Annotated in this window: 23 protein-coding genes; 11 read left to right on the forward strand and 12 right to left on the reverse strand. The window is 60.0% G+C overall.

The features are described from left to right. The first annotated feature begins 76 nt into the window (after positions 1–76). The 4 genes from M0D68_RS15405 to M0D68_RS15420 all read left to right on the forward strand — a co-directional run bounded on the left by M0D68_RS15405 (position 77) and on the right by M0D68_RS15420 (position 5,867). On the forward strand, positions 77–1,192 hold the full coding sequence (locus M0D68_RS15405) for an efflux RND transporter periplasmic adaptor subunit (protein ID WP_266224733.1): 1,116 nt from the start codon (positions 77–79) through the stop codon (positions 1,190–1,192). After that, the gene (locus M0D68_RS15410) at positions 1,189–4,326 is read left to right on the forward strand and encodes an efflux RND transporter permease subunit (RefSeq protein ID WP_266224734.1); all 3,138 of its coding nucleotides are present in this window, start codon (positions 1,189–1,191) and stop codon (positions 4,324–4,326) included. The genes M0D68_RS15405 and M0D68_RS15410 overlap by 4 nt, the downstream gene beginning before the upstream one ends. A 31-nt stretch (positions 4,327–4,357) precedes the next feature. Next, a complete protein-coding gene (locus M0D68_RS15415) occupies positions 4,358–5,164 on the forward strand; it encodes an oxidoreductase (protein WP_093647339.1) in 807 nt (268 codons plus the stop codon). 169 nt (positions 5,165–5,333) lie between these two features. After that, positions 5,334–5,867, forward strand: coding sequence for a MarR family winged helix-turn-helix transcriptional regulator (locus M0D68_RS15420; RefSeq protein WP_054041336.1), 534 nt, complete (start codon positions 5,334–5,336; stop codon positions 5,865–5,867). 305 nt (positions 5,868–6,172) lie between these two features. Here M0D68_RS15420 and M0D68_RS15425 read toward each other — a convergent pair whose 3' ends face one another. The 5 genes from M0D68_RS15425 to M0D68_RS15445 all read right to left on the reverse strand — a co-directional run bounded on the left by M0D68_RS15425 (position 6,173) and on the right by M0D68_RS15445 (position 10,398). Beyond that, positions 6,173–6,532, reverse strand: coding sequence for a hypothetical protein (locus M0D68_RS15425; RefSeq protein WP_143131867.1), 360 nt, complete (start codon positions 6,530–6,532; stop codon positions 6,173–6,175). Positions 6,533–6,778: 246 nt separating this feature from the next. Further along, positions 6,779–7,663, reverse strand: a complete 885-nt coding sequence (locus tag M0D68_RS15430) for an NmrA family NAD(P)-binding protein (RefSeq protein ID WP_266224738.1) — start codon at positions 7,661–7,663, stop codon at positions 6,779–6,781. Between the two features lie 148 nt (positions 7,664–7,811). Beyond that, on the reverse strand, positions 7,812–8,807 hold the full coding sequence (locus tag M0D68_RS15435; RefSeq protein ID WP_266224842.1) for an alpha/beta fold hydrolase: 996 nt from the start codon (positions 8,805–8,807) through the stop codon (positions 7,812–7,814). Between the two features lie 118 nt (positions 8,808–8,925). Next, positions 8,926–9,186, reverse strand: a complete 261-nt coding sequence (locus M0D68_RS15440) for an aldo/keto reductase (protein ID WP_093647331.1) — start codon at positions 9,184–9,186, stop codon at positions 8,926–8,928. A gap of 117 nt (positions 9,187–9,303) precedes the next feature. Continuing rightward, positions 9,304–10,398 (reverse strand): alpha/beta fold hydrolase, encoded by a 1,095-nt coding sequence (locus tag M0D68_RS15445; protein ID WP_211700534.1) that lies wholly within the window; start codon positions 10,396–10,398, stop codon positions 9,304–9,306. Positions 10,399–10,624: 226 nt separating this feature from the next. Between M0D68_RS15445 and M0D68_RS15450 the strand changes: the two genes are divergently transcribed. Beyond that, a complete protein-coding gene (locus M0D68_RS15450) occupies positions 10,625–11,572 on the forward strand; it encodes a GlxA family transcriptional regulator (RefSeq protein WP_054041342.1) in 948 nt (315 codons plus the stop codon). Between the two features lie 284 nt (positions 11,573–11,856). Here M0D68_RS15450 and M0D68_RS15455 read toward each other — a convergent pair whose 3' ends face one another. Then, positions 11,857–12,825 (reverse strand): AraC family transcriptional regulator, encoded by a 969-nt coding sequence (locus M0D68_RS15455; protein WP_266224740.1) that lies wholly within the window; start codon positions 12,823–12,825, stop codon positions 11,857–11,859. A 39-nt stretch (positions 12,826–12,864) separates the two neighbouring features. Between M0D68_RS15455 and M0D68_RS15460 the strand changes: the two genes are divergently transcribed. After that, complete coding sequence (locus M0D68_RS15460; RefSeq protein WP_308187591.1) at positions 12,865–13,758, forward strand: SDR family oxidoreductase; 894 nt, start codon at positions 12,865–12,867, stop codon at positions 13,756–13,758. A 532-nt stretch (positions 13,759–14,290) separates the two neighbouring features. Here the strand turns inward: M0D68_RS15460 and M0D68_RS15465 are convergent. Both M0D68_RS15465 and M0D68_RS15470 read right to left on the reverse strand, forming a co-directional pair. Further along, on the reverse strand, positions 14,291–14,581 hold the full coding sequence (locus M0D68_RS15465) for a hypothetical protein (RefSeq protein WP_266224742.1): 291 nt from the start codon (positions 14,579–14,581) through the stop codon (positions 14,291–14,293). 166 nt (positions 14,582–14,747) lie between these two features. After that, the gene (locus M0D68_RS15470; protein ID WP_266224744.1) at positions 14,748–15,467 is read right to left on the reverse strand and encodes a Crp/Fnr family transcriptional regulator; all 720 of its coding nucleotides are present in this window, start codon (positions 15,465–15,467) and stop codon (positions 14,748–14,750) included. 313 nt (positions 15,468–15,780) lie between these two features. On the opposite strand from M0D68_RS15470, the gene M0D68_RS15475 reads away from it, so the two are divergent. From M0D68_RS15475 to M0D68_RS15490, 4 genes are all read left to right on the forward strand, one after another. Beyond that, positions 15,781–16,371 carry a YSC84-related protein gene (locus M0D68_RS15475; protein WP_054042588.1) on the forward strand — a complete coding sequence of 197 codons (591 nt, stop codon included), beginning with the start codon at positions 15,781–15,783 and terminating at the stop codon, positions 16,369–16,371. 60 nt (positions 16,372–16,431) lie between these two features. Beyond that, entirely contained in the window at positions 16,432–17,241 is an 810-nt protein-coding gene (locus M0D68_RS15480) for a PRC-barrel domain-containing protein (protein WP_266224745.1), read from the forward strand. Positions 17,242–17,335: 94 nt separating this feature from the next. Continuing rightward, positions 17,336–17,569, forward strand: a complete 234-nt coding sequence (locus M0D68_RS15485) for a hypothetical protein (RefSeq protein WP_054042581.1) — start codon at positions 17,336–17,338, stop codon at positions 17,567–17,569. 129 nt (positions 17,570–17,698) lie between these two features. Continuing rightward, a complete protein-coding gene (locus tag M0D68_RS15490; protein ID WP_266210952.1) occupies positions 17,699–17,875 on the forward strand; it encodes a hypothetical protein in 177 nt (58 codons plus the stop codon). A 51-nt stretch (positions 17,876–17,926) separates the two neighbouring features. On the opposite strand, the gene M0D68_RS15495 is transcribed toward M0D68_RS15490, so the two are convergent. Both M0D68_RS15495 and M0D68_RS15500 read right to left on the reverse strand, forming a co-directional pair. Beyond that, positions 17,927–18,964, reverse strand: coding sequence for a zinc-dependent alcohol dehydrogenase family protein (locus tag M0D68_RS15495; protein WP_256456636.1), 1,038 nt, complete (start codon positions 18,962–18,964; stop codon positions 17,927–17,929). A gap of 160 nt (positions 18,965–19,124) precedes the next feature. Then, positions 19,125–23,162: a CheR family methyltransferase gene (locus M0D68_RS15500; protein ID WP_266224748.1), complete on the reverse strand. Its 4,038-nt coding sequence runs from the start codon at positions 23,160–23,162 to the stop codon at positions 19,125–19,127. Positions 23,163–23,427: 265 nt separating this feature from the next. Between M0D68_RS15500 and M0D68_RS15505 the strand changes: the two genes are divergently transcribed. After that, positions 23,428–23,592, forward strand: a complete 165-nt coding sequence (locus tag M0D68_RS15505; RefSeq protein WP_256456638.1) for a hypothetical protein — start codon at positions 23,428–23,430, stop codon at positions 23,590–23,592. A 78-nt stretch (positions 23,593–23,670) separates the two neighbouring features. Here the strand turns inward: M0D68_RS15505 and M0D68_RS15510 are convergent, their stop codons facing one another. Then, positions 23,671–24,798 (reverse strand): aminotransferase class V-fold PLP-dependent enzyme, encoded by a 1,128-nt coding sequence (locus M0D68_RS15510; protein ID WP_256456639.1) that lies wholly within the window; start codon positions 24,796–24,798, stop codon positions 23,671–23,673. A 337-nt stretch (positions 24,799–25,135) separates the two neighbouring features. Further along, positions 25,136–26,344, reverse strand: coding sequence for a hypothetical protein (locus tag M0D68_RS15515; protein WP_266224749.1), 1,209 nt, complete (start codon positions 26,342–26,344; stop codon positions 25,136–25,138). Positions 26,345–26,725 lie beyond the last annotated feature (381 nt).

The raw sequence follows: 26,725 nt of genomic DNA on the forward strand, positions 1-26,725 counted from the left end.
AACACTAGTGACTCTTGACTAATTTGGTCACTAGAACCATAATGAAAGCCGTCATCACTTCATCGATGGGACTTTCATGTTCTCGCGTCGCTTCGCCACCTCCGCACTCGCCTGTGCGCTGCCGCTTGCGCTAGCGGCCTGCGGCGAAAAAGCACCGTCCGATCCGCGCACCGAGGTGCCGCTGGTGCGCACGGCCATCGTTCAGAGCGCCGTCCCCGCAGCCCGTTCGTTTACGGGGACTGTCGCGGCTCGCGTGCAAAGCGACCTGGGTTTCCGTGTTTCCGGCAAGGTGCTGGAACGGCTTGTGGATACCGGCCAAACCGTCAAACGCGGGCAGCTGCTGATGCGCCTCGATCCCATCGATCTCAAGCTTGCCGCGCAGGCCCGGCAGGAGGCGGTGACCGCCGCGCGGGCGCGGGCGCAGCAGACCGCGCAGGATGAGGAGCGCTATCGCGACCTGCGCGGCACGGGTGCGATCTCGGCTTCGGCCTACGACCAGGCCAAGGCGGCCGCCGATGCCGCCAGGGCGCAGCTCAGCGCGGCCCAGGCCGACGCCGACGTGGCGCGCAATGCGACGGACTACGCCAATCTGGCCGCGGACGGCGATGGCGTCGTGATGGAAACGCTGGCCGAACCGGGCCAGGTCATCAGCGCCGGACAGCCCGTGGTGCGCCTGGCCCATGCCGGGCGCCGCGAGGCCGTAATCCAACTACCGGAAACTCTGCGCCCCGCCATCGGTTCGGTCGCCCATGCGACCCTGTTCGGCAACAGCGGCGTCAGCGTGCCAGCCACGCTGCGCCAGCTCTCGGATACGGCGGATCCGCGTACCCGCACATTCGAAGCGCGTTATGTATTGCAGGACGCGCTCGCCGACGCGCCGCTAGGTGCAACCGTCACGATCGAGATACCGGACGCACGCGTGGCGCTCCAAGGCGGCATGCAGGTGCCGATCGGCGCGGTGCTCGACGCGGGCAAAGGGCCCGGCGTGTGGATCGCCAACGGCGAGCCGGCCAGGGTTGCATGGCAGCCGGTGACGGTCCTTCACCTGGACGACGACAGCGCGCGCGTGTCCGGTGCGTTGAAGCAAGGCGATCGCGTCATTGCGCTCGGTGCCCAGTTGCTGCGCGAAGGCGAGCAGGTCCGCGTGTCCGGCCAGGCCGTCGCGATGGCAAACGAAGGAGCACGTCCGTGAGCGAAGGCCGATTCAATCTGTCGGCGCTCGCCGTGCGCGAGCGTTCCATCACCCTGTTCCTGATCTGCCTGATCTCGCTAGCCGGGCTCCTGTCGTTCTTCAAGCTGGGTCGCGCCGAAGACCCGGCGTTCACAATCAAGGTGATGACCATCATCACCGTATGGCCGGGGGCCACTGCGCAGGAAATGCACGACCAGGTCGCCGAAAAGATCGAAAAGCGCATGCAGGAGCTGCGCTGGTACGACCGGACCGAAACCTACACACGACCTGGCCTGGCATACACAACGCTGACGTTGCTCGACAGCACACCGCCGTCGGAAGTGCAGGAGGAGTTCTACCAGGCCCGGAAAAAAATCGGCGACGAAGCAGCTAACCTTCCGGCTGGCGTGATCGGGCCGATGGTCAATGACGAATATGCTGATGTCACGTTTGCGCTCTTCGCACTGAAAGCCCGGGGCGAACCGCAACGGCTGCTCGTGCGCGATGCCGAGACGCTGCGGCAACGGCTGCTGCATGTGCCGGGCGTGAAGAAGGTCAATATCATCGGCGAGCAGGCCGAGCGCATCTACGTCCAGTTCTCGCATGACCGGCTGGCAACGCTCGGTGTCAGTCCGCAGGACGTATTCGCCGCGCTCAATGGCCAGAACGCCCTGACGCCGGCCGGCTCCGTGGAGACCAAAGGTCCAGAGGTGTTCATTCGCCTGGACGGCGCCTTTGACAACCTGCAGAAGATCCGCGACACGCCGGTCGTCGTGCAGGGCCGCACGCTGAAACTGTCGGACATTGCCACCGTCGAGCGCGGTTATGAAGATCCGGCGACATTCATGATCCGCAACGACGGCGAGCCCGCGCTGCTGCTGGGCATCGTGATGCGCGACGGCTGGAACGGGCTCGATCTCGGCAAGGCACTGGACAGCGAGGTCGGCGCAATCAACGCCGGGCTGCCGCTGGGCATGCGCCTGACAAAGGTCACCGATCAGGCCGTCAACATTCATTCGGCGGTCGACGAGTTCATGCTCAAGTTTTTTGTCGCCCTGCTGGTGGTCATGCTCGTGAGCTTCGTGAGCATGGGCTGGCGCGCAGGCCTGGTGGTTGCCGCCGCTGTCCCGTTGACGCTGGCCATCGTGTTCGTGGTGATGGCCGCGACAGGCAAGAACTTCGATCGCATCACGCTGGGATCCCTGATCCTGGCGCTGGGCCTGCTGGTGGACGACGCGATCATCGCTATTGAAATGATGGTGGTGAAAATGGAGGAAGGCTACAGCCGTGTGGCCGCCTCTGCCTATGCCTGGAGCCACACTGCCGCCCCCATGCTGTCGGGCACGCTGGTGACGGCCGTGGGCTTCATGCCCAACGGCTTCGCGCGGTCCACCGCGGGCGAATACACCAGCAATATGTTCTGGGTAGTCGGCATTGCACTGATCGCGTCCTGGGTCGTTGCCGTGTTCTTCACGCCCTACCTCGGCGTGAAGATGCTGCCCGACTTCAAAAAGGTCGAAGGTGGGCATGACGCGATCTATGACACGCCGCGCTACAACCGCTTCCGCCAGTTGCTGACGCGCGTGATCGCGCGCAAATGGCTGGTCGCCGGTTCGGTCGTTGGCCTCTTTGCCCTGGCCATCCTCGGTATGGGTGTGGTCAAGAAGCAGTTCTTCCCGATCTCCGATCGCCCCGAAGTGCTGGTCGAAGTGCAGATGCCCTACGGCACATCGATTTCGCAGACCAGCATCGCCACGCGAAAGGTGGAGGCATGGTTGTCTGAACAGAAGGACGCCAGGATCGTCACCGCGTACGTCGGGCAAGGTGCACCGCGCTTTTTCCTGGCGATGGGACCGGAACTGCCCGATCCGTCGTTCGCAAAGATCGTGATCCGCACGGACAGTCAGGAGGAGCGCGATGCACTGAAGGCGCGACTGAGGCGAGCCATCGCCGATGGTCTTGTGCCCGAAGCGCGCGTGCGCGTCACGCAACTCGTGTTCGGGCCATATTCGCCGTTCCCGGTCGCCTATCGCGTCACCGGTCCGGACCCGGACAAACTGCGTGGAATCGCGGCTCAAGTCCAGCAGGTGATGGAGGCCAGTCCGATGATGCGCACGGTCAACACGGACTGGGGCACGCGCTCACCGACGCTGCACTTCACGTTGCAGCAGGATCGCTTGCAGGCGGTGGGATTGACGTCCAGCGCCGTCGCGCAACAGCTGCAGTTCCTGCTCACCGGCGTGCCTGTCACCGCCGTGCGTGAGGATATCCGAACCGTGCAGGTGATCGCGCGCTCGGCCGGCGATGTGCGTCTCGACCCTGCCCGGCTCGGCGACTTAACGCTAGCCGGCGCCAACGGGCAGCGCATTCCGCTGTCGCAGGTCGGCAAGGTCGACGTGCGCATGGAGGAGCCGATCATTCGCTGGCGCGACCGCGTGCCGACGATCACGGTACGTGGCGACATTGCCGAAAATCTGCAGCCACCGGACGTATCAACGGCAATCACCAGGCAGCTTCAGCCGATCATCGCGAAGCTGCCGACCGGCTACCGGATCGAGCAGGCTGGCTCCATCGAGGAATCGGGCAAAGCGACGACTGCGATGCTGCCGCTGTTCCCGATCATGCTGGCGATCACGCTGATCATCATCATTCTCCAGGTTCGCTCGATCTCGGCGATGGTGATGGTGTTCCTGACGAGTCCGCTCGGCCTCATTGGCGTCGTTCCGACATTGATCCTGTTCCGGCAGCCGTTCGGCATCAACGCGCTGGTCGGTCTCATCGCGCTGTCGGGCATCCTGATGCGCAACACGCTGATCCTGATCGGGCAGATTCACCAGAACGAACATGCCGGGCTGGATCCGTTCCATGCGGTCGTCGAAGCCACTGTGCAGCGGGCGCGCCCGGTGATTCTCACGGCCATGGCGGCGATCCTGGCATTCATCCCGCTGACGCATTCGGTGTTCTGGGGAACCCTCGCCTACACGCTGATCGGCGGCACGTTAGCCGGAACGATTCTCACGCTGGTGTTCCTACCGGCCATGTTCGCGATCTGGTTCAGGATCCGCCCCGGCAGCCCTGTGGGTTCGCACAAGAGCCGGAATCACCAGTCTTCGCGCTCCGAACCGATGACCCAGGATGCGCTCGACGCGCGTTGAAACACCATCAAATCACCAAACGGAGCTTTTCATGTCGCATTCCACGGTTGTCGTTGTGACCGGCGTGTCATCGGGTATCGGACGCGCCACCGCCGAGAGGTTTACGAGGCGAGATTGCCGCGTGTTTGGCACAGTGCGCAGCATTGCAAAAGCGGTGCCTATCTCCGGAGTCGAGCTTGTCGAGATGGATGTTCGCGACGATGCTTCGGTCCAGGCCGGAATCCAGTCCGTCATCGAATGCACCGGGCGAATCGACGTCCTCGTCAATAATGCGGGAACGAGCCTGATCGGTGCCGTGGAGGAAACTTCGGCTGCCGAGGCCTTGTCGCTGTTCGATACCAACGTCTTCAGCATTCTGCGCACGACGCAGGCAGTACTTCCCCATATGCGTGCACAACATGGCGGAAGGATCATCAATGTCAGTTCGGTGCTCGGGTTCTTGCCCGCCCCCTACATGGGACTCTACTCCGCGTCCAAGCATGCCGTCGAAGGGCTGACCGAGACCCTGGATCATGAGGTGCGCCAGTTCGGTATCCGAGTATCGTTGGTCGAGCCGTCCTTTACCCGCACAAATCTCGATGTCAATGCACCGGAGGTGAGTTCGAAGATCGCCGACTATGATCGCGAGCGGGTCCTTGCATCAAGTGCAGTCGTCAACAGTGTCAATGGCGCCCCCGCGCCCGACGGCGTAGCGAAGACAATCGTTGAAGCGGCGCTCGGTACCTGGCGTATGCGTCGCACGCCGGCCGGCGAAGCATCCCTGTTGCGCAAATTGCGGCGCTTCATGCCCTCCGGCCCCGTGGATGCAAGCTTGAGGAAAACATTCGGGCTCGCGTGAAATCCTCTCTCCCGCCGCAACGTGCATCACGTTCGCGGGCCTGCCCTGCGCCGACGAGTGATTAGCTTCAGCCGTCCATGGTCATGACAACTTCGGCGCCTTTCAACCACGGCCCGCAGCAGCACGGAACTCTTTGCAACCGAGCCCGTACGCACCCGGAACCGCACATATGGAAAGTCAGAATTTCGAGTCGTCGATGCTCGCAATCGGAGAAATCTCCGCTCTCGCGCTCAACCATTTTTTCGCCCAGCGCGCAATGCGCGCTTTATGGGCTCATTTCGACGAAGCGCTGCGGGATACCGACGTCAACGCATCCCAGTTTTGTATGCTCGCCTTGCTACATCTACGCGAACCAATGGTTTTCGGCGACATGGCAGCAGAACTGGCAATGGACCGATCTAACCTGTCGGCCAATCTGGCACCATTGTTCCGTCGCAAGCTCATCTCATCGATCACCCACAAGGGAGATCGGCGGACACGTCAGCTCGCCGTGACGACCGAGGGACGAAAAGCTGTGGCTTCCGCAATGAGCCCCTGGATGCGAGCTTATCAGGATACCTTTGCGTTTTTGAGACTGATTGATCTTGATTCAATGCGTGATCGTTTCCACGTGATTCGGGATTTGAAAAGGCTCGACGACCTGAACGACGCCAGCGGCGCTCCTGCTCGCCCGGAATCTCGACTGCTGCTGCGCAATGACTAGCCTGGTGAACTACAAGACGGCCCGACAGCCCGGTGGATCATCGTGACTGACATACGTCGGCCGCGTCAATCCAGTTCGGAGCACGGGGGAATCGGCGCGAAGGGGCAGTCGCGTGACCATCAGCTCGAAGAGACCTACCGGGCTTGGTGCGAGCCGATGGAAGCGCGCATTGTCGGCCCGAGTCTTTCAGCAACACCTGTCAAACGGCCGGTTGCCGGTGTGCAGCGATCGCCTTGATGTCCAATCGACGCTGCCGGCGAATGACTCTTGGTGGCCGACTGGGGCCTCACACCTATTCGGGTCCGTCAAAATCGTGACGCATTGAGCAAACCGGCTTTATATAGACTTAATTCGAAAACAAACGGTCCAACTGCCTCAAGTGACGTCGAATCATATTCGCCCACCTGGTAGGCAAAATTTTCCCAGACGTAGGATTCGCGATCGCGCCGCACGAGGGCCGAATATGCGCCGCAGCCAACATCGCCGCACTCTGGGCAGATGTAAAGCAGCACACGCTTTCCGTTCTCAGGCGGAGCGTCCAGCAGCGTCGCGCGAATACGCTCGCATGCCTCTGCATACCCACTCACAAAGCAACCCATGAAATCGGAGTGTCCTCCAGCATTTTTCACCAGCATTGACCCGGAACTGCCAGTCGGCGCCGCCACAGGAATGACTCCTTTGCATTCGGTAGCGGCCGTATGCACAGTCCGCTCTCTCGGGTCAAAGTTTCGAATCCGATTCAGAATCAACTACGTCATATATCGCGGGCATTGGAACCGGAAGGGTTCGCACTTTGCGCTCAGTGCCAACTACTTCATGCGTTCTCTGGTGATCGGGATACCTGCTCACGAAGCGTCCTACGCAAGTCCAGACAATCGCGAGCAGCTTCTTTCGAGGGCAGGACTAGACCGTCAGTCTGCGAAGACCGCGACGTGCTTCCGGATGAACGCCTCGACGGTCATGGGCGGGGTGCCCGTTAGTTCCTCGACCAGCGTATTGGTACCGGCGAAAACGCCATTTTGATAGTCGACAGCGACAGACAGGAGATGCTGTGAAAATGCATCGCTAAATTTCGAATCGGTATTCAAACGCTTTTCGAACATATCGAGGTCAATCGGCTGGTACTTCACTTCCCGGCCCAGAACCTTGCTCATTTCATCAGCAATCTGATGGTGGTTCATCTCGACGGGGCCGTATAGCGGGTAGACCTTGCCAGCGTGAGGAGCTGGATCACGAAGAATCGCAGCGATGACGCGCCCCTGGTCTTCGGCTGCAATCGGTGCATGACGCCCGTTACCAAAGGGCAGCCTCAACGTTCCGTCCTTTTTGACGTTTGCAACCTGGCCGGGATAAGTTAGCCATTGTGCGAAGAACGTCGGGCGAATGTGGGTGACCGGGATTCCCGACCAGTCAAATACCCTCTCCGAGATCCAGTGGTCACGTGCGGCGTGACTCGTTGCGTTCCTGCGAGCGGAAATTTGCGACATGTTCACGATCCCGCCGATTCCAGCCTCCCGGGCCGCCTGAGCAAAATAGACGCTCGCCTGTATTCCCCCTGCTTCGATTGGATAGACAAAGTACGCGGAAAAAATGTCCTCGAGAGCTTGTGCCACGTCGTCCAGACTGGAAAGGTTACCGACCAAAACCTCGACTCCACGCGACTTCAGTCGTTCCGAACGTTGGTCCTCCTTCCGCACCAGCGTGCGTACCTTTTCACCGGCCGCTACAAGTGCTTCGGTAGCTGCTCCACCGGTATCGCCTGTCGCTCCGGCAACAAAAATTTTCTTATCAGACATTTCGAACACTCCACGCTGTAGGGAAAGGGCTGTTGGATCTGTGGCACGTCGGGGTGCTTGATTAACCTCATGCGAGGAAGCTTTGCCTCAGCCAATCGACGAACTGGTTCACTTCGACCGGGAAACGTTCACCCGGCCGGTCCACCCGCTACAACCCGCTTGTCTTAAGCCACGCACGAATCGCTTGGACAAGCTCAGCCTTGCGCTCAAGCGGAAGCCAGTGGCCAGCGGGCAGGTTCGTTATGGAAAGGTCGGCACAGGCGCTGCGCATGGGTTCTCCGAGGCGACTGCGGTTGATGTCGCAGATTGCGTCCCAATCACCGTTGACGAACAAAACGGGCTGGCGTAGCTGGCCGCCTTTCGGCGCTGTGCGCGCGTATGCAATGTTGGCGGTGTCGTTCAGGTACCAGGCATTGACCGAACGGAAACCACTGACATCGAACGCATCGACCAGCGCGTCAAAGTCGATGGGCGTCCAGAGCGCTGGATCAGGCGGCGTCGCCGGGGCGCGATGCGCCGAGCCATAACGCCCGCCGTTTTTTGTGATCAAGGCGGACGGAGAGACCTGGCCGACAGACGCAGGATTGCCGCGCCGATAGAGCGACGCGAGCGTTGCCGGGGTGTCCGCCTCGAAATCGCTAACCGTCTGACTGAAGTGCGTCAGGTAAAAGCGGAAGTAATCCCACTGCCCATCCGGATATTGATCCGCAGGGTACAACTGACGGTCGATCAGCGGCACGAGATTGGGCAGCGCGAAGCCCTCCGGAAAGTAAGGGACTGAGATCAGCACCACGCCGCGACTGCGCGCCCCGTGGTGCGCAGCGAGCGCTCCGGCCACCGGGCTTCCCCAGTCGTGGCCAACCCAGATTGCCGGGCGTGCCCCCAAATGGTCGTGCAGTTCGACCATGTCGTGGACGATCTCGTTCAAGGCATAGGCCTCGGAAGCGGCCGGCGCCGATGAGCCGCCATAGCCACGCATATCCGGTGCAACGCAGCGCCAGCCTTCGGATGCGAACGCCTCGATCTGCGCGCGCCACATCAGGCCGATCTCGGGCCAGCCATGGAGGAGAATCATCAACGGCCCATCGGCCGGGCCAGCCGCCAGGTAGCGCGTTGTGTGGCGCGGCGAGCTGAAGGTATGCACGGTCAGGTTAGGGACGTTATCTGCACTGGCACCGACGACTACCGTGCCGCCGGCAGCGCCAGACCCAGACCCAGACCCAGACCCAGACCCAGACCCAGACCCAGACCCAAAAGCTGTCTTACTCATCAACAGACTTGCACCAAAGGCGGTTCCATTGGCGAGCAGAGTGCGGCGTGACATAGCTGACATAGATACCTTCCCCAACCTGTTGCTCGTTCATATAGGCCGCAGCGGTGTCGATCAGCCGGTATCCGTTTGCGACTGCCGATCTGACCGCAGCTACGGTCTTCTCAGGCTCGCTACGAAACACCCCAAGTCCGAATGCGGGCATCTCGATTCCATTGTTCAACCTGTACACGGGGCTTTTGCCTGTCACCATCGTTAAATCCGTTTCAGTTGGATGTAGTTCTTGCCGGCGCGGCTGCTGCAAAGTGCGTGGAATCGGGTGCTATCACGCAGGATAGATGTCCCTTCCTCGTATCAATCCCAGCGCGAGTCAGGTGGTCGTTACGGTTTGCAGAAACTTCACGAGTTGCTCATTGACCACATCAGGGGCTTCGTGTTGTACCCAGTGGCCCACATTGTCGAGTTCGAGACCGCCAATGAGACTGGGAACGCCGGAGCGCATCTGGTCCATGGTCAGCGGATAAAGCTCTTTCAAGCCATCCGCCTTCCCCCAGATGAAAAATGAAGGCTGGGTAATCCTGGCGCCCTTCCAAGGAGCGGACAGGTAGAAGTACGGTTCAGCGGCCCGATAGTAGTTCAGGGCACCGTGAAAGCCGGTGCGCTGAAATTCCGCCACGTTATAAGCGACGTAATCAGGCTCCGCCCATGACGGTAACGGTCCGGGGGCCGCACGGTGAAGGCTGCGTGCCGGATCCATCGGACTCCACCGCTTGTCTGCGGGAGCGGAGCCCGATGCCCAGTACAGCATTCCTGGAATGGTCACCGTGGCGTCGGCCCAGATCTGATCGGCGTCTGGCCGGATCTGTTCGAACATGTAGAAATCATCCTGGTGGCCGGACCTGCGCATCTTCTCGAAGACGCTGACATCCCCACGAGGAACGAATGGCACGCTCAGACAGAACACGGCCTTGAATCGATCGGGACGCATCAACGCTGCTTGCCACACATGCGTTGCACCCCAGTCATGACCCACAAGGACAGCGCTTGGAATCTTCAACGCATCGAGCAGGCCAACCAGGTCGCCGACCGTTTGCAGTGGCGTGTACAAGGTTGGGTCCGTCGGCGCCGAACTGCGTCCGTAGCCGCGCATATCGGGAGCAATTGCCCGATATCCGGCAGACGCCACCGCTTTCATCTGCCGGCGCCACGTGTAGGAAGTGTCCGGAAACCCGTGGCAGAAGAGTACGGCTGGCCCATCTCCCTGTTCGGTTACGTGCATGGTGATGCCATTGGTATTGACGTCGTACTCCTTGATACCCGGTACGCCGCCGGTTCCAGGACTTTGCGCCTGCGCCCCGCGATCCAGCAGCAGGCTTGCACCAAAGGCCGTCCCGCTCGCGAGGAACGCGCGGCGCGAGATAGAGGGTGCAGGAATAGACACTGTTCCAGAGAGGTTGCTTTCCATAGGGGTTTCTCGATTGGTCCGATGTGAGACTCGGGAATCCGCTAATGGTAGAAGCCCTCAACGAGGCAGGAGGGACGTATTTCCGACAATTCTGGCCATGCTGGCGCGGCCACTCTTATCGGCATCGGGATCGCTGGTTAGAATCACAGCTCAGCAGGCGACGGCTCGCGCCAGGCGCCAGCGCGCAGGACGTAACGTTATGTCCTGCTATTTTCCGGGACCTATCATGCTGCGCATTGGCTACATCGTCGTTCCAGGCTTCCAGGTCATGGTTTTCGGCGGACTAACAGTGTTTGAGCTCGCAAACCGACTGACCAAGGAGCCGTACTACGAGATACGTCTGATATCTGAAAGCGGTGGGCCGGTTCAAAGTTCTCTCGGATACTCCGTCATGACGGATAGTTTCGCTGAAGGTGGGTTCGATACGGTGATCATCGGCGGCGTCATCACTGGCGCGTACCCGGCGAGCGCCGCGCTGATTGAATATTTAAGAGGCGCGGTGAAAAACACCCGGCGCGTTGCCTCAATGTGCACGGGTGCGTTCTTTTTGGCTCAAGCCGGCGTTCTGGACGATCGGCGTGCCACGACTCACTGGGCACACGCGCGCGAATTGCAGACGACGTATCCGAAAGTCAAAGTCGAAGAAGATCGGATATTTATCGTGGATGGTCCAGTATGGACATCCGCGGGCATGACTGCGGGGACCGATCTTGCGGTTTCGATGGTGGAAAGAGATCTTGGTGCAAAGGTAGCGCGAATTGTCGCCAAGCGAATGGTCATGTTCCATCGACGTGCCGGCGGACAGCTACAGCACTCCACACTGCTGGACCTCGATGCAAAAACTGACCGGATACAAACCGCGCTGGTCTACGCGAAAAGCAATTTGCACACCCCACTGACGGTAGACAGACTCGCTGAAGCCGCCAATCTGAGTGTGCGGCAATTTAGCCGGGCGTTCCGTGAGGAGACCGGGCAATCACCTGCGAAAGCTGTCGAGAACTTGCGGTTGGAAGCAGCGCGACTCATGGTCGAGCAGGGCAGGCTGCCGATTGACGTCGTTGCGCGGGAAACGGGTTTTGCTGATCCAGACAGAATGCGCCGTGCGTTTCTGCGAGCTTTCGGTGAGCCACCTCAGGCTATTCGCCGCAACGCGCGTGAGCACGCCGACAATTGAGGTATCAACTAGCTGTCATGAGCACGGCGCACGGTCCAGAATTTCGCATCAATCGAATGACCGATAACGTCGAAGCTGCGGCCGTCGCTCGCACATTCGCGACTGGCCCTTAGTGGCCGAACTGAGCCCGACGACGACCGGCTCTGATCGACCCATTGCTGACTCTCGGTGTGCACGATCGAGTGTCCGCTGCGAGTACTTGAACAGACACATACGAGCTAGCGCCCAACACAGGCGCTCACCGCGAAAGGCTCACTTGCAAGTCACCGATTTTCTCCGTCGCGCTACTTTGCAACCTCCTCGACCGCTTGTGCCCGAAAGTGCTTTGGCGAACATCCGACGACGCGCCTGAAGGCATTGCTGAATGCGCTCTCGGACGCGTAGCCCAGTGAGCGCGCAAGCACGTTGACGTGCGTTCGGCTCTCCAGTAGAGCCCGCTGCGCAAGGTGCATTCGCCATTTGGTCAGATACGAAAGAGGCGACATTCCTGCAATGGTCTTGAAGTAAGCGGCAAACGTCGCACGTGACATCGCCGCTGCCTGTGCGAGTTCTCGAAGTTGCCAGGCGCGGCCGGGATCATCATGCATGAGTTGGAGTGCCGGCGCGAGACGCCTGTCGCCCAGGGCCCGAAGCCATCCAGACGGCTGCAATCCGGCCGCCTCGAAGTGCGCCCGCAGTATCTGGATGAACATCAAATGTGCGAGTTGGTTCGATGCGATATGCGCTCCAGGAAAGGCACCTTGCCGTTCCTGAACGAGCTGATCGAGCAGCCATCGCAGCGCTTGCGCCTGGCTCGACGTCCCGCGCACGTGAATGAGAGGCGGTAGCGCGTCCAGCAAAAGCTGGCTGGACGCAATGTTCAGTTCGACCTTGCCGCCAATCATGAAAAACTCATCGCCATCGCCATGATGGACCATATTCCCGACACGCCCTTCGAGGACATCGGCGAGATCGACGCCCTCCGCGTTCAGGTCGGTGCCGAGGACATGTGAGCGCGGTTCGCAGAGCAGAAACACGTCCCCGCTTTCGATGCGAATGGGATCTTTGTCGCCTTCAAATAGGATCCAGCAGCTTCCCCGTGCCACGCCCCAAAACTTGACGGTATTCGCACGCGGGAAATTGATTGCCCATGCGCCGCCGGCTACCAGCCCACCCGAAATGACGGAGCGCGCGCCCATGAGACTCAGAAAGTCGGAGAAAGGATCAATCATGATTGTCAGATTTTCGCGCATGAAACCGCGACTTTCAAGCATTCAAAATCTGACCACTCGGCTTTAAGCTGTGTTAACTGCTTGGACTTTCCAGGTAGAACTCGTAGCGAAACAGACGGAGAGGATGCCATTATCATGAAGCAAACTTGGTTTATCACGGGAGTGAACAGCGGCTTCGGCCGTCACATGACCGAGCAGCTCCTTGCCAGAGGAGATCGCGTCGCCGGTACCGTGCGAGATCTGGATTCGATGACCGATCTCAAAGCGCGCCACGGTGCTGCCCTTTGGCTCGCAAAGCTCGATCTGACAGACACTCCGGCCATCCGCCGCGTCGTCGACCAGGCATTCGGTGAACTGGGTCGCATCGATGTGGTCGTGAGCAATGCGGGTTACGGGCTATTCGGCGCGGCCGAAGAAATGACTGACGAACAGATCACGCATCAAATCGACACGAATCTGATCGGCTCCATTCAAACCGTGCGCGCGGCGCTTTCGCATCTGCGGACTCAGGGCGGTGGGCGCATCATCCAATTGTCCTCGATGGGCGGCCAAGCGACGTTCCCCGCCGGCTCGCTATACCACGCCGGCAAATGGGGCATTGAAGGGTTCATTGATGCTCTTGGGCAGGAGGTGGCTGGGTTCGATATCGGTTGCACGTTGGTCGAGCCGGGCGCGGCGCGAACGAACTTTCGCTATCAAAGCGCCCAACTGTCGCCAAAACTCGACGCCTACGATGCGTCGCCGGCGCGCATGGCGCATCGGATGATCGAGGAAAGAACCAGCATACCTATTGGCGATGCCGCAAAGATGGCCGAAATCATGATTGCTAGCGCCGACCAGCATCCCGCGCCCAAACGCATAGCGCTAGGGAGTGATGCCTACAACGTCATGCACAAGCAATTGAGCGACCGTCTCGCTGCTCTAGAGGCACAGAAAGAGCTCGCGTTCTCGACCGACTTCGGGCCGGGTATGTAGGACTTGCAGCAAGGCAGCTAGAGGACCGTCGCTCGCTTTGAAAATCAAGAAATGGGAGGTCGACATTCGTAGGAGACCCGCGCCGGATGACGGCTCGCGTCTCCGAAGCAGACTTCCCGGGACGGATCGTAAGCGACCGTTCATGGCCGCAAGCTGACAGCTAGGCTATGGAGGCTACCGCCCCTCGTGTTCGTCTGCCTCGCCGTCGCGGACTATCCGCAGCACGGCGTTTGCTAAGTGTTGCCCTTCACGACAATCACTTAACGAAGGAAGCAATTCGGGTGAGGTCGAAGAAGCGGCCGCGCCCGCCGCCGTATTGGCAGGCTGATCGCCGTTACTCAGCGATTGAAAAGCGCGCCGGGCGGCGTTGCGGCGATTTGGTGGTCCGCTCAACGCGCGGGCTGGCGCCGCGGATGAAGAGGATCGCGCAGATAGCTACCATCGTCCAAATGCTAAGAATTACGGTCAAGGCACTCATTTCAGTCTTCAGAAGTTCGACACTGCGATTAGTTCTGTCTGGCCTGACGGCCAATCAATGTGTCGTAGATTGGTCGGTACCTTTGAGCAATAGCTCATCGATCAGGCACGTGGTCAGTGCCAGCTGCTTTTCGAGCGATACGCGCGCTACCTCCGCACCCACCGTGTCGCCACGTGCGACAGCGTTGTGAGTCTGCGTCGCGAGCCGCAACACGGACTCCGCCGCGAGATGCAGGCCGCGCATCATGCCCGCGTCGGAGTACGGCGAAGGACCGTTCCAATCGGACATAGATACGTCCGGCAGGCCAACTTCGAACTGGTAACTTTTGTCGTGGCGGAAAGACATCTCAGGCTCCCTGCGCGATTGGCACGATGTCAGTGTGCGCCGACGATGGGGAGTCCAATCCGTTAAAAAGAAGCCAATTTTGGAGTTAATCCGTCGCCATCGAAAGAACGAAAAATTTGCTAAAAATGGGGCCGGGCCGCGCCTCGTCCGACGGAATAATGCGCGTTTATATCGCCCTCAGATCAGGCAACAACCGGTCGAACTCCCGTTTCACCACGCCATAGCACTCGCACACACGCTTTTCGAGTCCCGGTCGATCCAGTACCTCGATGTGGCCATGACCGTAGCGGATCAGCCCCGCGTCCTGGAGTTTCAGCGCCGCTTCCGTCACGCCGGATCTGCGCACGCCAAGCATGTTGGCGATCAGTTCCTGTGTCATCTTCAGCTCGTTTGACGGCAGGCGGTCCATGCTGAGCAGCAGCCAGCGGCACAATTCCTGGTCGATCGAATGATGCCGGTTGCAGACAGCGGTCTGGGCCATCTGTGTAATCAATGCCTGGGTATAACGCAGCAATAACCGCTGCACCGGGCCAGCGCGATGGAATTCCTCTTTCAGGATGCGCGCATCCAGTCGATACGCCCGTCCTGCGCTTTGCACGACTGCCCGGTTTGGCGTTGTTTCACCGCCCATGAAGAGCGCAATACCGATGATCCCTTCGTTGCCCACAATTGCGATCTCGGCGGACGCGCCGTCCTCCATCACATAGAGCAGCGATACGATGGACGTTGTCGGAAAATAGACATGATCAAGGCGATCGCCAGACTCGTACACGACCTGCCCCAGGGGCATTTCGACCGGTACGAGATGCGGCTCCACGCGCGCCCGCTCTGCTTCCGGCAGAACCGAAAGCAGGTGGTTTTCTTTGGAATGTTGCTCGTTTTCCATTTATCGCTCCCCGACATCCCGTCCAGAAACTGCGCCGTTTTCGCAGAATTGTTCTTAACAGTATCAGGCATCAGCAGTAGTTACATGAATGCGCCAGACGAATGGGGCGAGGACGTCGAACCAGAGTAAACCCTGTTTAAATTATAGTTCGCGTGCGTCTGGTGGTACGTCGCGGCGCGCCACCGGCCACGCCTTAACGGGTCTGCGCGGATTGTGCGTTTGAACATAGACAGATCTCTGTACGTTGTCGTACCGCTTTCTGCCGCGCGTGCGCGTAGCGTGACTTCTATCGTTGACCAGCGCGGAGAAAATCATGCTTAGACGAACCTTTATCTGGAGCACATCCGGATCGCTTCTGGTGCTCGGCGCAGCGCTCTCAGGTTGCACTACCACCTCTTCTTCCGATGCGAGCCGCAGTCAGCAGATGGACAAGCGCCGCACCATCGATGCAGGCGTCGACTCGACTCTGACTCGCCTGTACGGTATGGCAAGCGGATCACGCGAACTGGTCGGCAAGGCGCACGGTGTACTGACGTTCCCGTCGGTGATCGATGCCGGCTTCGTGGTCGGCGGTCAGTATGGCGAAGGCTCCTTGCGCGTCGGCGGACACACGGTCGGCTACTACAGCACGGCGACCGGTTCGATCGGCTGGCAGATCGGCGCGCAATCGCGCGCGATCGTCTTCCTGTTCATGACCGACGAGTCGCTCAACCGCTTCCGTAGCAGGGACGGATGGTCGGCTGGCGGCGACGCCTCCGTGGCCCTGCTGAAAGTCGGTGCGAACGGCAATCTCGACACTAGCACCGCGACCGGACAGGTCGACGCTTTCGTGTTGACCAACACTGGCCTGATGGCGGGCGCGTCGCTGGAAGGCACAAAAGTCACGCGGCTCACGTCGCTTTGAAATTGAGGCCGAGGGACGCGCGTGATGTGCGCCCTCGTCGAAACACAGGGTAGAGAAACCATGTTACGAAGCATGCGAGACTTGCACGGAAGCACAGTTAGCGCAGTGGACGGCGACATCGGCTCAGTTAGCCAGGCCTATTTCGACGACGAGTCATGGGGTGTGCGCTACCTGGTGGTCGAAACAGGCAATTGGCTCAATGACCGGCAAGTGCTGGTTTCGCCGTATTCGGTGAAACACACCGATCCCGGATCGAGCGTCGTGCATGTCGGCCTCTCCCAGCAGCAAGTGAGGGACAGCCCAATGCTGGACGCCCACAAGCCGGTATCGCGGCAGCACGAGATCGAGTATCTGCGCTACTACAGCTATCCGACCTATTGGGGCGGCCCAAACCTGTGGGGGATGGGCGCCTACCCGGCCTATGACCCAACAGGTGTAGCGCCTGACGCCCTGCCCGATGAGCCACCAGGGCCAACCCTTGATACGAGCAAACCGCAACCCGACGTCCATCTGCGTAGCACCGACGAGGTCAAGGGATACCACCTTAAGACGGCCGACGGCAGCATCGGTCACGTATCGGACTTCATTTACGACGACACCGACTGGGCGATTCGTTACCTGGTCGTAGAGACGCACAACTGGTGGCCCGGTGGCAAGGCCGTGCTCATCGCGATTCACTGGATAGACGAAGTCGACTGGTTCGACTCAACCGTGTCGACGGCATTGACGCGCGACGTCATCAAGAATAGCCCGGCTTATGACGACTCGATGCCGATCGACCGGCGTTACGAGGTCGTTCTGCACCAGTTTTACGACAAGCATGGATATTGGTCGGACGCAGGCGCCGACGAGCCAGTCGCATCGGAATGAACCGCCGCACGGACCACGGTCCTCATCAAATCCGGACCGTGCCAGATCAACCGAAAACGAGAACCTTCAAAGGCGTTTAAGGCGGGAGCAGGTCATGAGGCAGAACATTCAGAAATTGTATCAAGCCCGTATCCATACATTCACCCCCGAATGTCAGGAACTACAGGACGGGACATTCGATTTTCATCTTCGGCATGCTGTTGAAGGCTGCCTTCCTTCGGCCGACAAGCACTACGACGTCGGCGTTTTTGCGACGAGCAAGGAAGGCTATGCGGCAGCACTTGCATACGGCGACAAATACATTGCGGAACATAAGTTCGGAATATAGCAGCGCCGACTGTTATCGATGACCCGCGAGATTTACCAGCAGCGACGACGGCCAATGTGGCTGTCGTTTACTCAAACGGGCGACACCATGGCGGACAGAATTATCTCAAGCACAACACATGACGCTTACATGACAGTCAGAGACCATATTGCCGATGGCTGGGTGGCGAGCGTATGTGTCGTTCCGAAGGGCGCAGCGAAGAGCAACGAACCCATCATCAAACTCGACACTTTCTTCGAACGTGAAGATGTTGCATGGGAATCGGCCGAGACGCTTGCACGTGCCGAACTCAACAACCTGAAATAGCGCAGTGGCGCAAATACGCGCGCCAAGTGCCGCTTCCCAAGGGGCGACCGGCTATGCAGAGATGATCACCTTCAACGCGCGCGTGTCCGCAGCACGCTCGAAGGTCTCATAAGCGTCGAGAATCTGATCGAGCCTGAAGCGGTGCGTAATCAGAAGGCTGGCGTCGAGCTTGCGGGCGCGCAACGTATCCATCAGCATCGGTGTACTGACGGTATCGACCAGCCGCGTGGTGATGGTGATGTTTCGGTCCCACAGATGCTCCAGATGAAGATCCACCTTCACGCCATGCACTCCGACATTCGCAATCGTCCCGCCCGGCGCGATGATAGCCTCGCACATTTCGAAGGTAGCCGGAATGCCAACCGCCTCTATTGCGGTATCGACGCCACGGTCGGCCGTGAGTTTCATGATCGCCTTCACCGCATTGCCATCCGCGTTGTTGATCACCGCGGTCGCACCGAAGCGCTTTGCGGTCTCTAGCCGGTTATCGTCCAGATCGATCATGATGATTTCGGCGGGAGAATAGAAACGGGCTGTGAGCAATGCCGCAAGCCCGATCGGCCCGCTGCCGACAATAGCCACGATGCTGCCGGGCTGCACCCTCCCATTGAGCACACCGCACTCGAAGCCCGTCGGCAGGATATCGCTCAGCATCACCAGCGCTTCTTCGTCGGCGCCGTCGGGAATCCGGTAAAGACTGGTATCCGCGTGCGGAATCCGCACGAACTCGGCCTGTGTGCCGTCGATCCTGTTGCCAAGAATCCAGCCGCCGCTGACACAATGGGAATACATGAGTTTGCGGCAGTACATGCATTTACCGCACGCGCTGATGCAAGAAATCAGGACGCGTTCGCCTGGCTTGAACGCCGTGACGCCTGCGCCGACCTGCTCGATTACGCCGGTACCTTCATGGCCGAGCACGCGGCCGGGCTGACAGGTCGCGACGTCGCCCTTGAGAATGTGCAGGTCCGTGCCGCAAATTGTCGTCTTGCTGATCTTGACGATGGCGTCGGTGGACGCCTCGATCTCGGGTTTGGGCCGTTCTTCAACAGCCTTCTTGCCAGCACCAAGATAAACGAATGCTTTCATTGTCGGTAACTCCGGTTGCATTGGATCGGCCCCTACGCAGTAGTTCATGTCTGTTCGGGCGGTTGAACTGACGCGCGGCTGTCGCCGCTTGAACCCACTCTGCCGTGTCACCCGGAGAAAGTCGGTACGGTGGCGGACCGCGTGGCGGCCGAGGGAACCTCTACGTGCGTGGCGTCCCCTGCGTCCCCGAGCCAAATAACCGAATCAAGGCTTCATAGTCGACCGGCTTGGTCAGATGATGGTCGAACCCAGCCTCGACTGATTTGATGCGATCCGCCGGCAGTCCGTATCCCGTGACGGCCACCAGGATCACATTTCGATTTGCCCCGGATTCGCGTAGCCTTCTCGCTACTTCGTATCCGTCCATGCCTGGGAGCCCGATATCGAGAAGTACGAAGTCAGGGTTGAAGGTCTCCGCAGCGCTGAGTCCCGAAACACCATCTATTCGCGTCTCGACCTGATGACCCTCATTGGCGAGAAGCATGCCCAACGCCTCACTCGCGTCGGCGTTGTCATCAACAATCAGAATCCGCTGCGGGCGGGCGGTGACAGGTGCCGGCTGCAAACTGATCCGATCTCCGGGGACGGGTCCCGGATCGAGAGGCAGATCGACGACAAACTCACTGCCCGTCTTGCCGTCGCTAATGGCCCGAACCGAACCGCCATGCAACTCGACCAGTCGCCGCGCCACGGACAGGCCAACACCCAGGCCGTTGTTGCGCTGGCTATTGGACGCGGGCCCCTGGACAAACATGTCGAAAAGACTCCCGAGCATCGAGGACGGGATACCTCTCCCGTTGTCTTTGATGCTGAGCGAAAGCCGATGCGCCGCTGTGGTCGCCCGCAACTGTATGGAGCCGCCCGGCGCGGTGTATTTCGCCGCATTGATTACGATGTTCTCGATGACCTGCGACAGGCGGGTCGGGTCAGCGTTTAGCCAGATGGGTTCTTCCGGCAGGGAAACGGACAATGAATGGCGACGCTCATCGACGATCGGCTGGCAGACTTCGATGGCGCTCTGAACGATTGTTTTAAGGAGAACCGTCTGTCGGTTCAACTCGATGCTGCCACTCGTTATCCGGGTAATATCGAGCATGTCGTTCACGAGGTGCATCATTGCGCGCCCCTGCCTTTGAATGACGCCGGCGGCCCAGTCCTTCTGCGTGACTGGGACCGTTTCCGACGCGAGCAGATTTCCGGCGGAAACCAGCGCTGCAAGTGGATTGCGCAGCTCATGGCCGAGCATGGCCAGAAATTCGTTTTTTCGCCGGTCGGCGACCGCCAGCTGTTCGGCACGCTCGCGAAGGTGAGCATTGCTCACACTGCGATTGACGAGATCGCGCTCAGTTGATGACACCGCAATAGCGTTGCCCGCGTCGTCCGACAGGACCGACAGCGTGAGCCAGATATCAACCACGCGTCCGTCCTTCGTGACCCGCTGTGTCTCGTAGGAATGCAGCGCCTCATTGTGCTCAGCGTGGTGGATGAAGTCGAGATGATCCTGCCTGGCACCGCGTGGGACCAGGTCGGAGACGGTCATACGCAACGCTTCAGTCTCGCTATAGCCATACATCGCGCTAGCCGCGCGGTTCCAGGCGAGAAAGCGGCCTTTGAGGTCGAATACCGTCACCGCGTCGTTCGAATCCTGAACCACGGCGGCAAGGCGCCGGGCACGTTCGTCGGACAGCTTGACCTGGGTGATATCTGTCCATGTGACCACGACGCCAGCAGGCGGCATTCCGCGAACCGTAATGTAGGGCGTAATGCGGCGGACATACCATTCCGCGGTCGCGGTTTCGATTTCCTTTTCCACCTTCTCGTCGAGGCCCAGAAGTATCCTGTCGACCTCCTCCGGCAACGCGTTGCCGAGCGGGTTGCCGAGAACCTCTATGATCCTGCGCCCGATGTCCGGCGGCGCAAGTCCCAGGATCCTCGCCGCGCTGGGCGTAAACCGTTTGATCAGACCCTGCCTGTCGATAAGCAGTGTTGATATTTCCGTGCTGGCAAGCAGATTCGTGACGTCTTCACTGAGAACCTCCAACTGATGGACCTTCTGCTCGAGCTGGGAATTGACGACATTCAATTGCTCGTTGACCGCCTGTAGCTCCTCTTTCGACGTTTCGAGCTCTTCGTTCGCGGAGCGCAGTTCCTCATTCATCGAAAGGATTTCTTCGTTCGATACCCGCAATTCGCTATTGCTCTCCTCCAGTTCCTCGATTGTGCTGCCAAGCTCCACCTGCGTTGTGCGAAGCTCGCTCTCGAGATGCCAGAGGTCGGAATCCGCGCCGGAGGGCGCCGTCGACGCAGGCCGGTCGGCCGTCGGCAACCTCGCGAAGATGACAAGCAATGCCTTGCCGGCATGCATCGTGTCGAACGGTCGCGTCACCGTGATTTTCACCGCGGGCGCACCACCGTCAGCGACGATTTCACTGACCGGCGAGGCTGCCTGGTCCTGGACCGCCCGGCGCAATACAATCCGCAGCTTGAGGCGCAGGCCGTCGCGCGCCATGTCGAGAATATTGCCGGTTGGCTCACCTGCCGGCTGCGTCAGGTATTCGTCCGTCGAGCCGCTCACGTAGAGCACCTGGTGAGCAGAATTGATCAGCACGGAGGCGGCATGGTGCTCTTCCAGCAGCGTGGCGTTGACCAGTTCCGCGTAACCCTTGCTGCGGACACCAACGCGGCTTGCGGGCGGGAATTCCTCGCGGCGCGCCGTACTTGCGGAAAACCGGTAGCCAGTGACAGCCGGTGCGATGACCGGACTGCGCTGGTAAATACGCCAGGCTCTCGACACCTCCTGGAACTGGGTGGAATCGGGATCAGTACTTTCCGATCGTCCCAGAAACAGGTAGCGCTTCGGATTGAGCGCGAAGTGGAATAGCTCAAATACCCGCTGCTGGGCTTCGGGCTCGAGGTAGATCAGCAGGTTCCGGCAACTGATCAGATCGACGCGGGAAAACGGTGGATCAGCAATAAGGTTCTGCGGGGTGAACAGAACCGTTTCGCGAAGTTCCTGCCGGATCTGGAATCCATCGCTGTGCGTCTGAAAGAAACGCTCGAGCCGCGCTTCACCCACTGGTGACGCGACGCTGGCCGAATAGATGCCCTGACGTGCGCGTCCCAGCGCAACGCGGTTCACGTCGGAGGCAAGGATCATGAACGGCCGCGTCACCCGGCGCTTCTCGATCTCCTCGGTCAGCAGCATGGCCATCGAATAGGCTTCTTCGCCCGTTGCGCATCCCGGCACCCATACACGAATTGGCTGCTCGCTCTGAGGCTCCTCCAGCAGAACGCTCAGCACGCGTTCGGACAGTGCGGTCCAAGCATCAGGATCGCGGAAGAACTCCGTCACACCGATCATCATATCGAGACTGAGTGCCTGAGCCTCCTCGGGCGAGGCCGACAGGACGCCGCAATAGGCATCAAGGCTATCAATCCGGTTGACCGCCATGCGGCGGGCAATGCGACGCTGAAGCGTTCCCCGTTTGTAGCCCCTGAAATCTGATCCGGCAGCCGCAAGCGCCCTGAGCACCGGTTCAAGATCGACTGGCCGCGCGGCATCCACCGCGGCTAGCGACGTCCCGGCCGTGGATCGTGTGATGTAATCGAACAGCGCAGCAGGCATGTTTTCAACCGGCAGCACATAATCGACCAACCCCGTTGCGATTGCATGGCCAGGCATTGCGCTGTGCTCCGCCGTGTCAGGCGTTTGCGCCATGACCATGCCGCCCTCGGCCTTGATCGCTCTCAGGCCCGCTGAACCGTCCGCGTTCGCGCCAGTGAGCACGATCCCGATAGCACGGTCCCGTTGGTCAGCCGCTAGTGACGTGAAGAACGCGTCGATCGGCATGGGGATTGCTGGACGATCAACGGCGGCACGCAGCCTGAACGCGTCTTGCTCGATAACAACCGACACCTTCGGCGGGATGACATAGACGTGCCCCGCGCGCGGTATAACGCCGTCCTCAATCGCCGACACAGGCAAAGCCGTGTCTTTCGCCAGCAACCCCGGAAGATGACTCTCAGCGCCTGGAGCCAGGTGGACAACGACCACGAAGGCAACGTCGGCCGGAATTTCGGAAGCCGCCCTGAAAAACAGGCTCAGCGCATGAAGGCCACCGGCCGACGCACCGATTGCGACTATGCGGGGAGCGACGACCAGCCCTGGCGCAGCAGAAGTGTTATTGGAATCATTCATGGCGCCACGCTGGAGACTGCTGGATCGCCAGTGTAGCGCCTATTACGCGGCGGCTGATCGAACTTCAGGCGCAGGGGCATTCAGCTTTTATCGTCCAGCGTCGCAAACGGACCCGGCGAGGATGCGTTTGATGTGAAAACAGACTCGCGCTCCCATGCTCGACGTACTATGCGCCGTGCTTCCAATATCCTCATCGATGTGTCAGGCACAGGAACAGATCGGCGACACGGTGCGGTTTCCAGACAGTCTGCGAGGAATGCGGCAAATGTTGAAGGAAGACAATCGAAACGGTAATCACCTTCTTGCGGTGCTGGACGAGTCGGAGTGGGCACGCGTCGCCCCGCATCTGGTCGAAAAGCGCGCGTGCGAGTGCTATCGCGTTGTCAGGAGAGAGTGCGAAAGACTGCTGCCTGATCTGAAGGCGATGTGACGGTTCCAATTTCTACGAAGCTGGCGGGAACGCGCTTCCTGTACAGATCAACCTCCCTCCGCAAACAGAAAAACCGCCCTAACGAATACTGTCCAGCGCCTTCGCAAGCCTGCCCACCGCACCTTCAACGTCATGCAGTTTGTCCAAGCCGAATAACCCAATACGGAAGGTCTTGAAATCCGCAGGCTCGTCACATTGAAGCGGGACGCCAGCCGCGACCTGCAACCCTGCATCAGCGAACTTCTTACCGGATCGTATTCCGTCATCGTCCGTGTAACTGACGACGACGCCCGGAGCCTCAAAACCTTCGGCCGCCACGCTTTTGAATCCCTTGTCCGCGAGGAGTGAGCGAACGCGTTTGCCGAGTTCAAGCTGCTCTACTCTCACCTTATCGAAGCCGTATGCCTCGGTCTCCTTCATGACGTCACGCAACGTAGCGAGACCGTCCGTGGGCATCGTTGCGTGGTACGCGAACCCACCGTTCTCGTAGGCTTCCATGATCTGCAGCCACTTGCGAAGATCACAAGCGAAACTGGTGCTGGTCGTTCCGTCGATTCTTTCGCGGGCAAGCGGGCTCAGCATGACCAGCCCGCAGCACGGTGACGCGCTCCATCCCTTTTGCGGCGCGCTGATCAGGACGTCAACGCCGCTTGCCTTCATGTCGACCCAGACCGTGCCGGAGGCAATGCAATCCAGTACAAACATGCCGTCGACGGCATGCACAGCGTCGGCCACCGCGCGCAAATAAGCGTCCGGCAGCATGATCCCGGATGCGGTTTCGACATGCGGCGCAAAGACCAGATCCGGTTTGTTTTCCCTGATCGCAGCGACCACCTCTTCGATCGGTGGCGGTGCATAGGCAGCCTGTCTCCCCTGTTCGACCGGGCGCGCTTTCAGCACGATCGATTCAGACGGAATGCTGCCCATGTCGAAAATCTGCGACCAGCGGAAACTGAACCAGCCGTTGCGGATGACAAGACACTTCTTGTTCGTGGCGAACTGCCGGGCAACGGCTTCCATGCCGAACGTCCCGCTGCCCGGCACCACAACGGCCGACTTCGCGTTGTAGACTTTCTTCAGCGAAGCGGAAATATCGCGCATGACTCCTTGAAAGAGCTGCGACATATGATTGATTGACCGGTCGGTGTACACGACTGAATACTCGAGCAGTCCCTCGCGGTCGACATCGGGAAGTAAGCCTGGCACGTTTGTCTCCGGTTATTAGACGAATATAAGGATCGCAAACACATTCTAACGAAAGCCGCCTGTAACGGTATCGGTCGAGACGCCCCGCCTTACCTATCCAGCAAGTTTCGGCATGAACCAGCCGTCGAGTCACGCCGGTGGGGAATGCTCCAGTGGCGACAATCGGTACGATTATGGACCTTCGCAGGAATCGCCCTGATGGGCGAGCGGAGTCACGGCAGTGCCATCGCCCGTGTGCGGCATGCGCATGTTGCCGCCATCATGGAAACGGGACGTCTGTCACGGCCCGTTGCATACGTGAGTCAGCGCACCCAGCGGCTCATGTGAGTGAGTGCGCCTACTCCCATCCCTGATATCCGGCAGGCTGCGCCGGATTGCCGTAACCGGCAGGGTACGGCCGACGCTGCTCCGGCGGCGTGTACATCTCGTTGTATGCCGGATAGGCAGGCGGGCGGCCCACTATGATGACCTGCTGCGCCGCTTGAGTGGGCGGCCGAGGCACAAAGGCGGACTGCGCGTCAGCCGTTTGGTATCGCGCGGGCGGATACGGAGCTGGCGCGTATTGGTTAGCCTGAACAGTTCGAGCCGGCGGCGCGTAGTCCCGCCTCGCGTACCCACCTGCCGCCTGAGACTCTGCTGACGTCTGGTTATAGGCCGGCGCCGCTGCGTATTGCTGCGGCTGCTGATTCTGATATTGCCGGGCTTGCCGGTTGTAAGCCGCTTGAGTTCCCTGCTCCGCCGCGTATTGCGGCTCCTCATCGGCGGCCTGCCGATACTGCGGTACCGCCCGCTGAGCGTTCTGCACATCGCGCCTCTGCGTCACCTGCGCGTCGTCATCATGCGGCAATGCCGTCACGGCTTGCGTCGGAATCAGTATGGGAGGCTGGGACTCGGGACCAAACAGCTTCGGCGACGTGGTCCGAGTAGAAACCTGCTTCAGCGGCACGGGCTGCATTTCAGCCCGCTTAGGCGGCGTAACCCGCAGTGAAGCCTGTTTCACCGACGCGACCGCGACCGGTGCAGTGACCCGCTTCGGCGGCGCAGACGCGACTTGCACGGGGGCATGCTTCAGCGGCGCAGGACTGGCCTGCACGACGACCTGCCTCACCGGCGTGGCTCGCGCAGCAGCATTCCGCTTCGGCAATGTGACCGACGCGGATACCTGCCTCGGCGGCGCGGCTTGCGCTACGACCCGCCTTGGGGGTGCAACACGCTCGGCAACCGGCTTCGGCGATGCGGGCATGGCCGGCGCAGCAGGCTGCTTTTGCCGATGCTTCACCTCGTCGCCCAACGTCGCATAGGATTTCGAGTCTTCCCTGGCGCGCGCGTTATAGCCGATGAAATACGCATAGCGCAGGTCTGCCAGGCGCGCCTGAATGTCGGCATCAGTGGAGACGCGTTTCTCGCCGGGGTCGAGAGATGCGTCGACGGTGGAGTCGTCGAAGGCCGAGGGTGCGGCATCAGCGGCACGGGCGGATTCGGGATGCAGCGCGCCCACAGAAGACACAAGCGCAGCGGCTACCGCGACGAGCACTTTTTTTTCCATACTTTCACCTCGGAATTCCGTGCGACAGACCGCGTGGGATTCTCCAATCTCACCGGAGCTTCACCCGCGCTTACGGGATATCGACTATTTTTAGCACGCCCTTAAGGGCCCAGGGTAGTGCTTCCGGGTATAACCCAGGCGAAAGCCTATATGCCGAACAACCATAGCGATACTGACGTTGTCGGTTCGGAAATTCTTGCCTGCTTCGGCGGCCATGGAACCGACGAGGATGTCATCGCTGGCGGCCATGAACACTCACGATGCGTCTTTTATTCGCCCGGTGCTGGCTGCCCTCCTACTTTGGCGGCTAATTGCTTCGGTAGACTGACGCAAATCCTTTCACGTCGCGCAATCCACACTGTCTATCGCGCGTTTACCGTT

It is taken from the genome of Paraburkholderia sp. SEWSISQ10-3 4 (assembly GCF_030464785.1).
GTDB classification, from domain to species: Bacteria; Pseudomonadota; Gammaproteobacteria; order Burkholderiales; family Burkholderiaceae; genus Paraburkholderia; species Paraburkholderia aspalathi.

Bases quoted from the DNA above. Each gene is read 5' to 3' on its own strand.
- M0D68_RS15405 (WP_266224733.1), top strand. From the start codon at position 77: ATGTTCTCGCGTCGCTTCGCCACCTCCGCACTCGCCTGTGCGCTGCCG.
- M0D68_RS15415 (WP_093647339.1), top strand. From the start codon at position 4,358: ATGTCGCATTCCACGGTTGTCGTTGTGACCGGCGTGTCATCGGGTATC.
- M0D68_RS15420 (WP_054041336.1), top strand. From the start codon at position 5,334: ATGGAAAGTCAGAATTTCGAGTCGTCGATGCTCGCAATCGGAGAAATC.
- M0D68_RS15430 (WP_266224738.1), bottom strand. From the start codon at position 7,663: ATGTCTGATAAGAAAATTTTTGTTGCCGGAGCGACAGGCGATACCGGT.
- M0D68_RS15440 (WP_093647331.1), bottom strand. From the start codon at position 9,186: ATGGTGACAGGCAAAAGCCCCGTGTACAGGTTGAACAATGGAATCGAG.
- M0D68_RS15445 (WP_211700534.1), bottom strand. From the start codon at position 10,398: ATGGAAAGCAACCTCTCTGGAACAGTGTCTATTCCTGCACCCTCTATC.
- M0D68_RS15450 (WP_054041342.1), top strand. From the start codon at position 10,625: ATGCTGCGCATTGGCTACATCGTCGTTCCAGGCTTCCAGGTCATGGTT.
- M0D68_RS15455 (WP_266224740.1), bottom strand. From the start codon at position 12,825: ATGCTTGAAAGTCGCGGTTTCATGCGCGAAAATCTGACAATCATGATT.
- M0D68_RS15465 (WP_266224742.1), bottom strand. From the start codon at position 14,581: ATGTCTTTCCGCCACGACAAAAGTTACCAGTTCGAAGTTGGCCTGCCG.
- M0D68_RS15470 (WP_266224744.1), bottom strand. From the start codon at position 15,467: ATGGAAAACGAGCAACATTCCAAAGAAAACCACCTGCTTTCGGTTCTG.
- M0D68_RS15475 (WP_054042588.1), top strand. From the start codon at position 15,781: ATGCTTAGACGAACCTTTATCTGGAGCACATCCGGATCGCTTCTGGTG.
- M0D68_RS15480 (WP_266224745.1), top strand. From the start codon at position 16,432: ATGTTACGAAGCATGCGAGACTTGCACGGAAGCACAGTTAGCGCAGTG.
- M0D68_RS15485 (WP_054042581.1), top strand. From the start codon at position 17,336: ATGAGGCAGAACATTCAGAAATTGTATCAAGCCCGTATCCATACATTC.
- M0D68_RS15490 (WP_266210952.1), top strand. From the start codon at position 17,699: ATGACAGTCAGAGACCATATTGCCGATGGCTGGGTGGCGAGCGTATGT.
- M0D68_RS15495 (WP_256456636.1), bottom strand. From the start codon at position 18,964: ATGAAAGCATTCGTTTATCTTGGTGCTGGCAAGAAGGCTGTTGAAGAA.
- M0D68_RS15500 (WP_266224748.1), bottom strand. From the start codon at position 23,162: ATGAATGATTCCAATAACACTTCTGCTGCGCCAGGGCTGGTCGTCGCT.
- M0D68_RS15505 (WP_256456638.1), top strand. From the start codon at position 23,428: ATGTTGAAGGAAGACAATCGAAACGGTAATCACCTTCTTGCGGTGCTG.
- M0D68_RS15515 (WP_266224749.1), bottom strand. From the start codon at position 26,344: ATGGAAAAAAAAGTGCTCGTCGCGGTAGCCGCTGCGCTTGTGTCTTCT.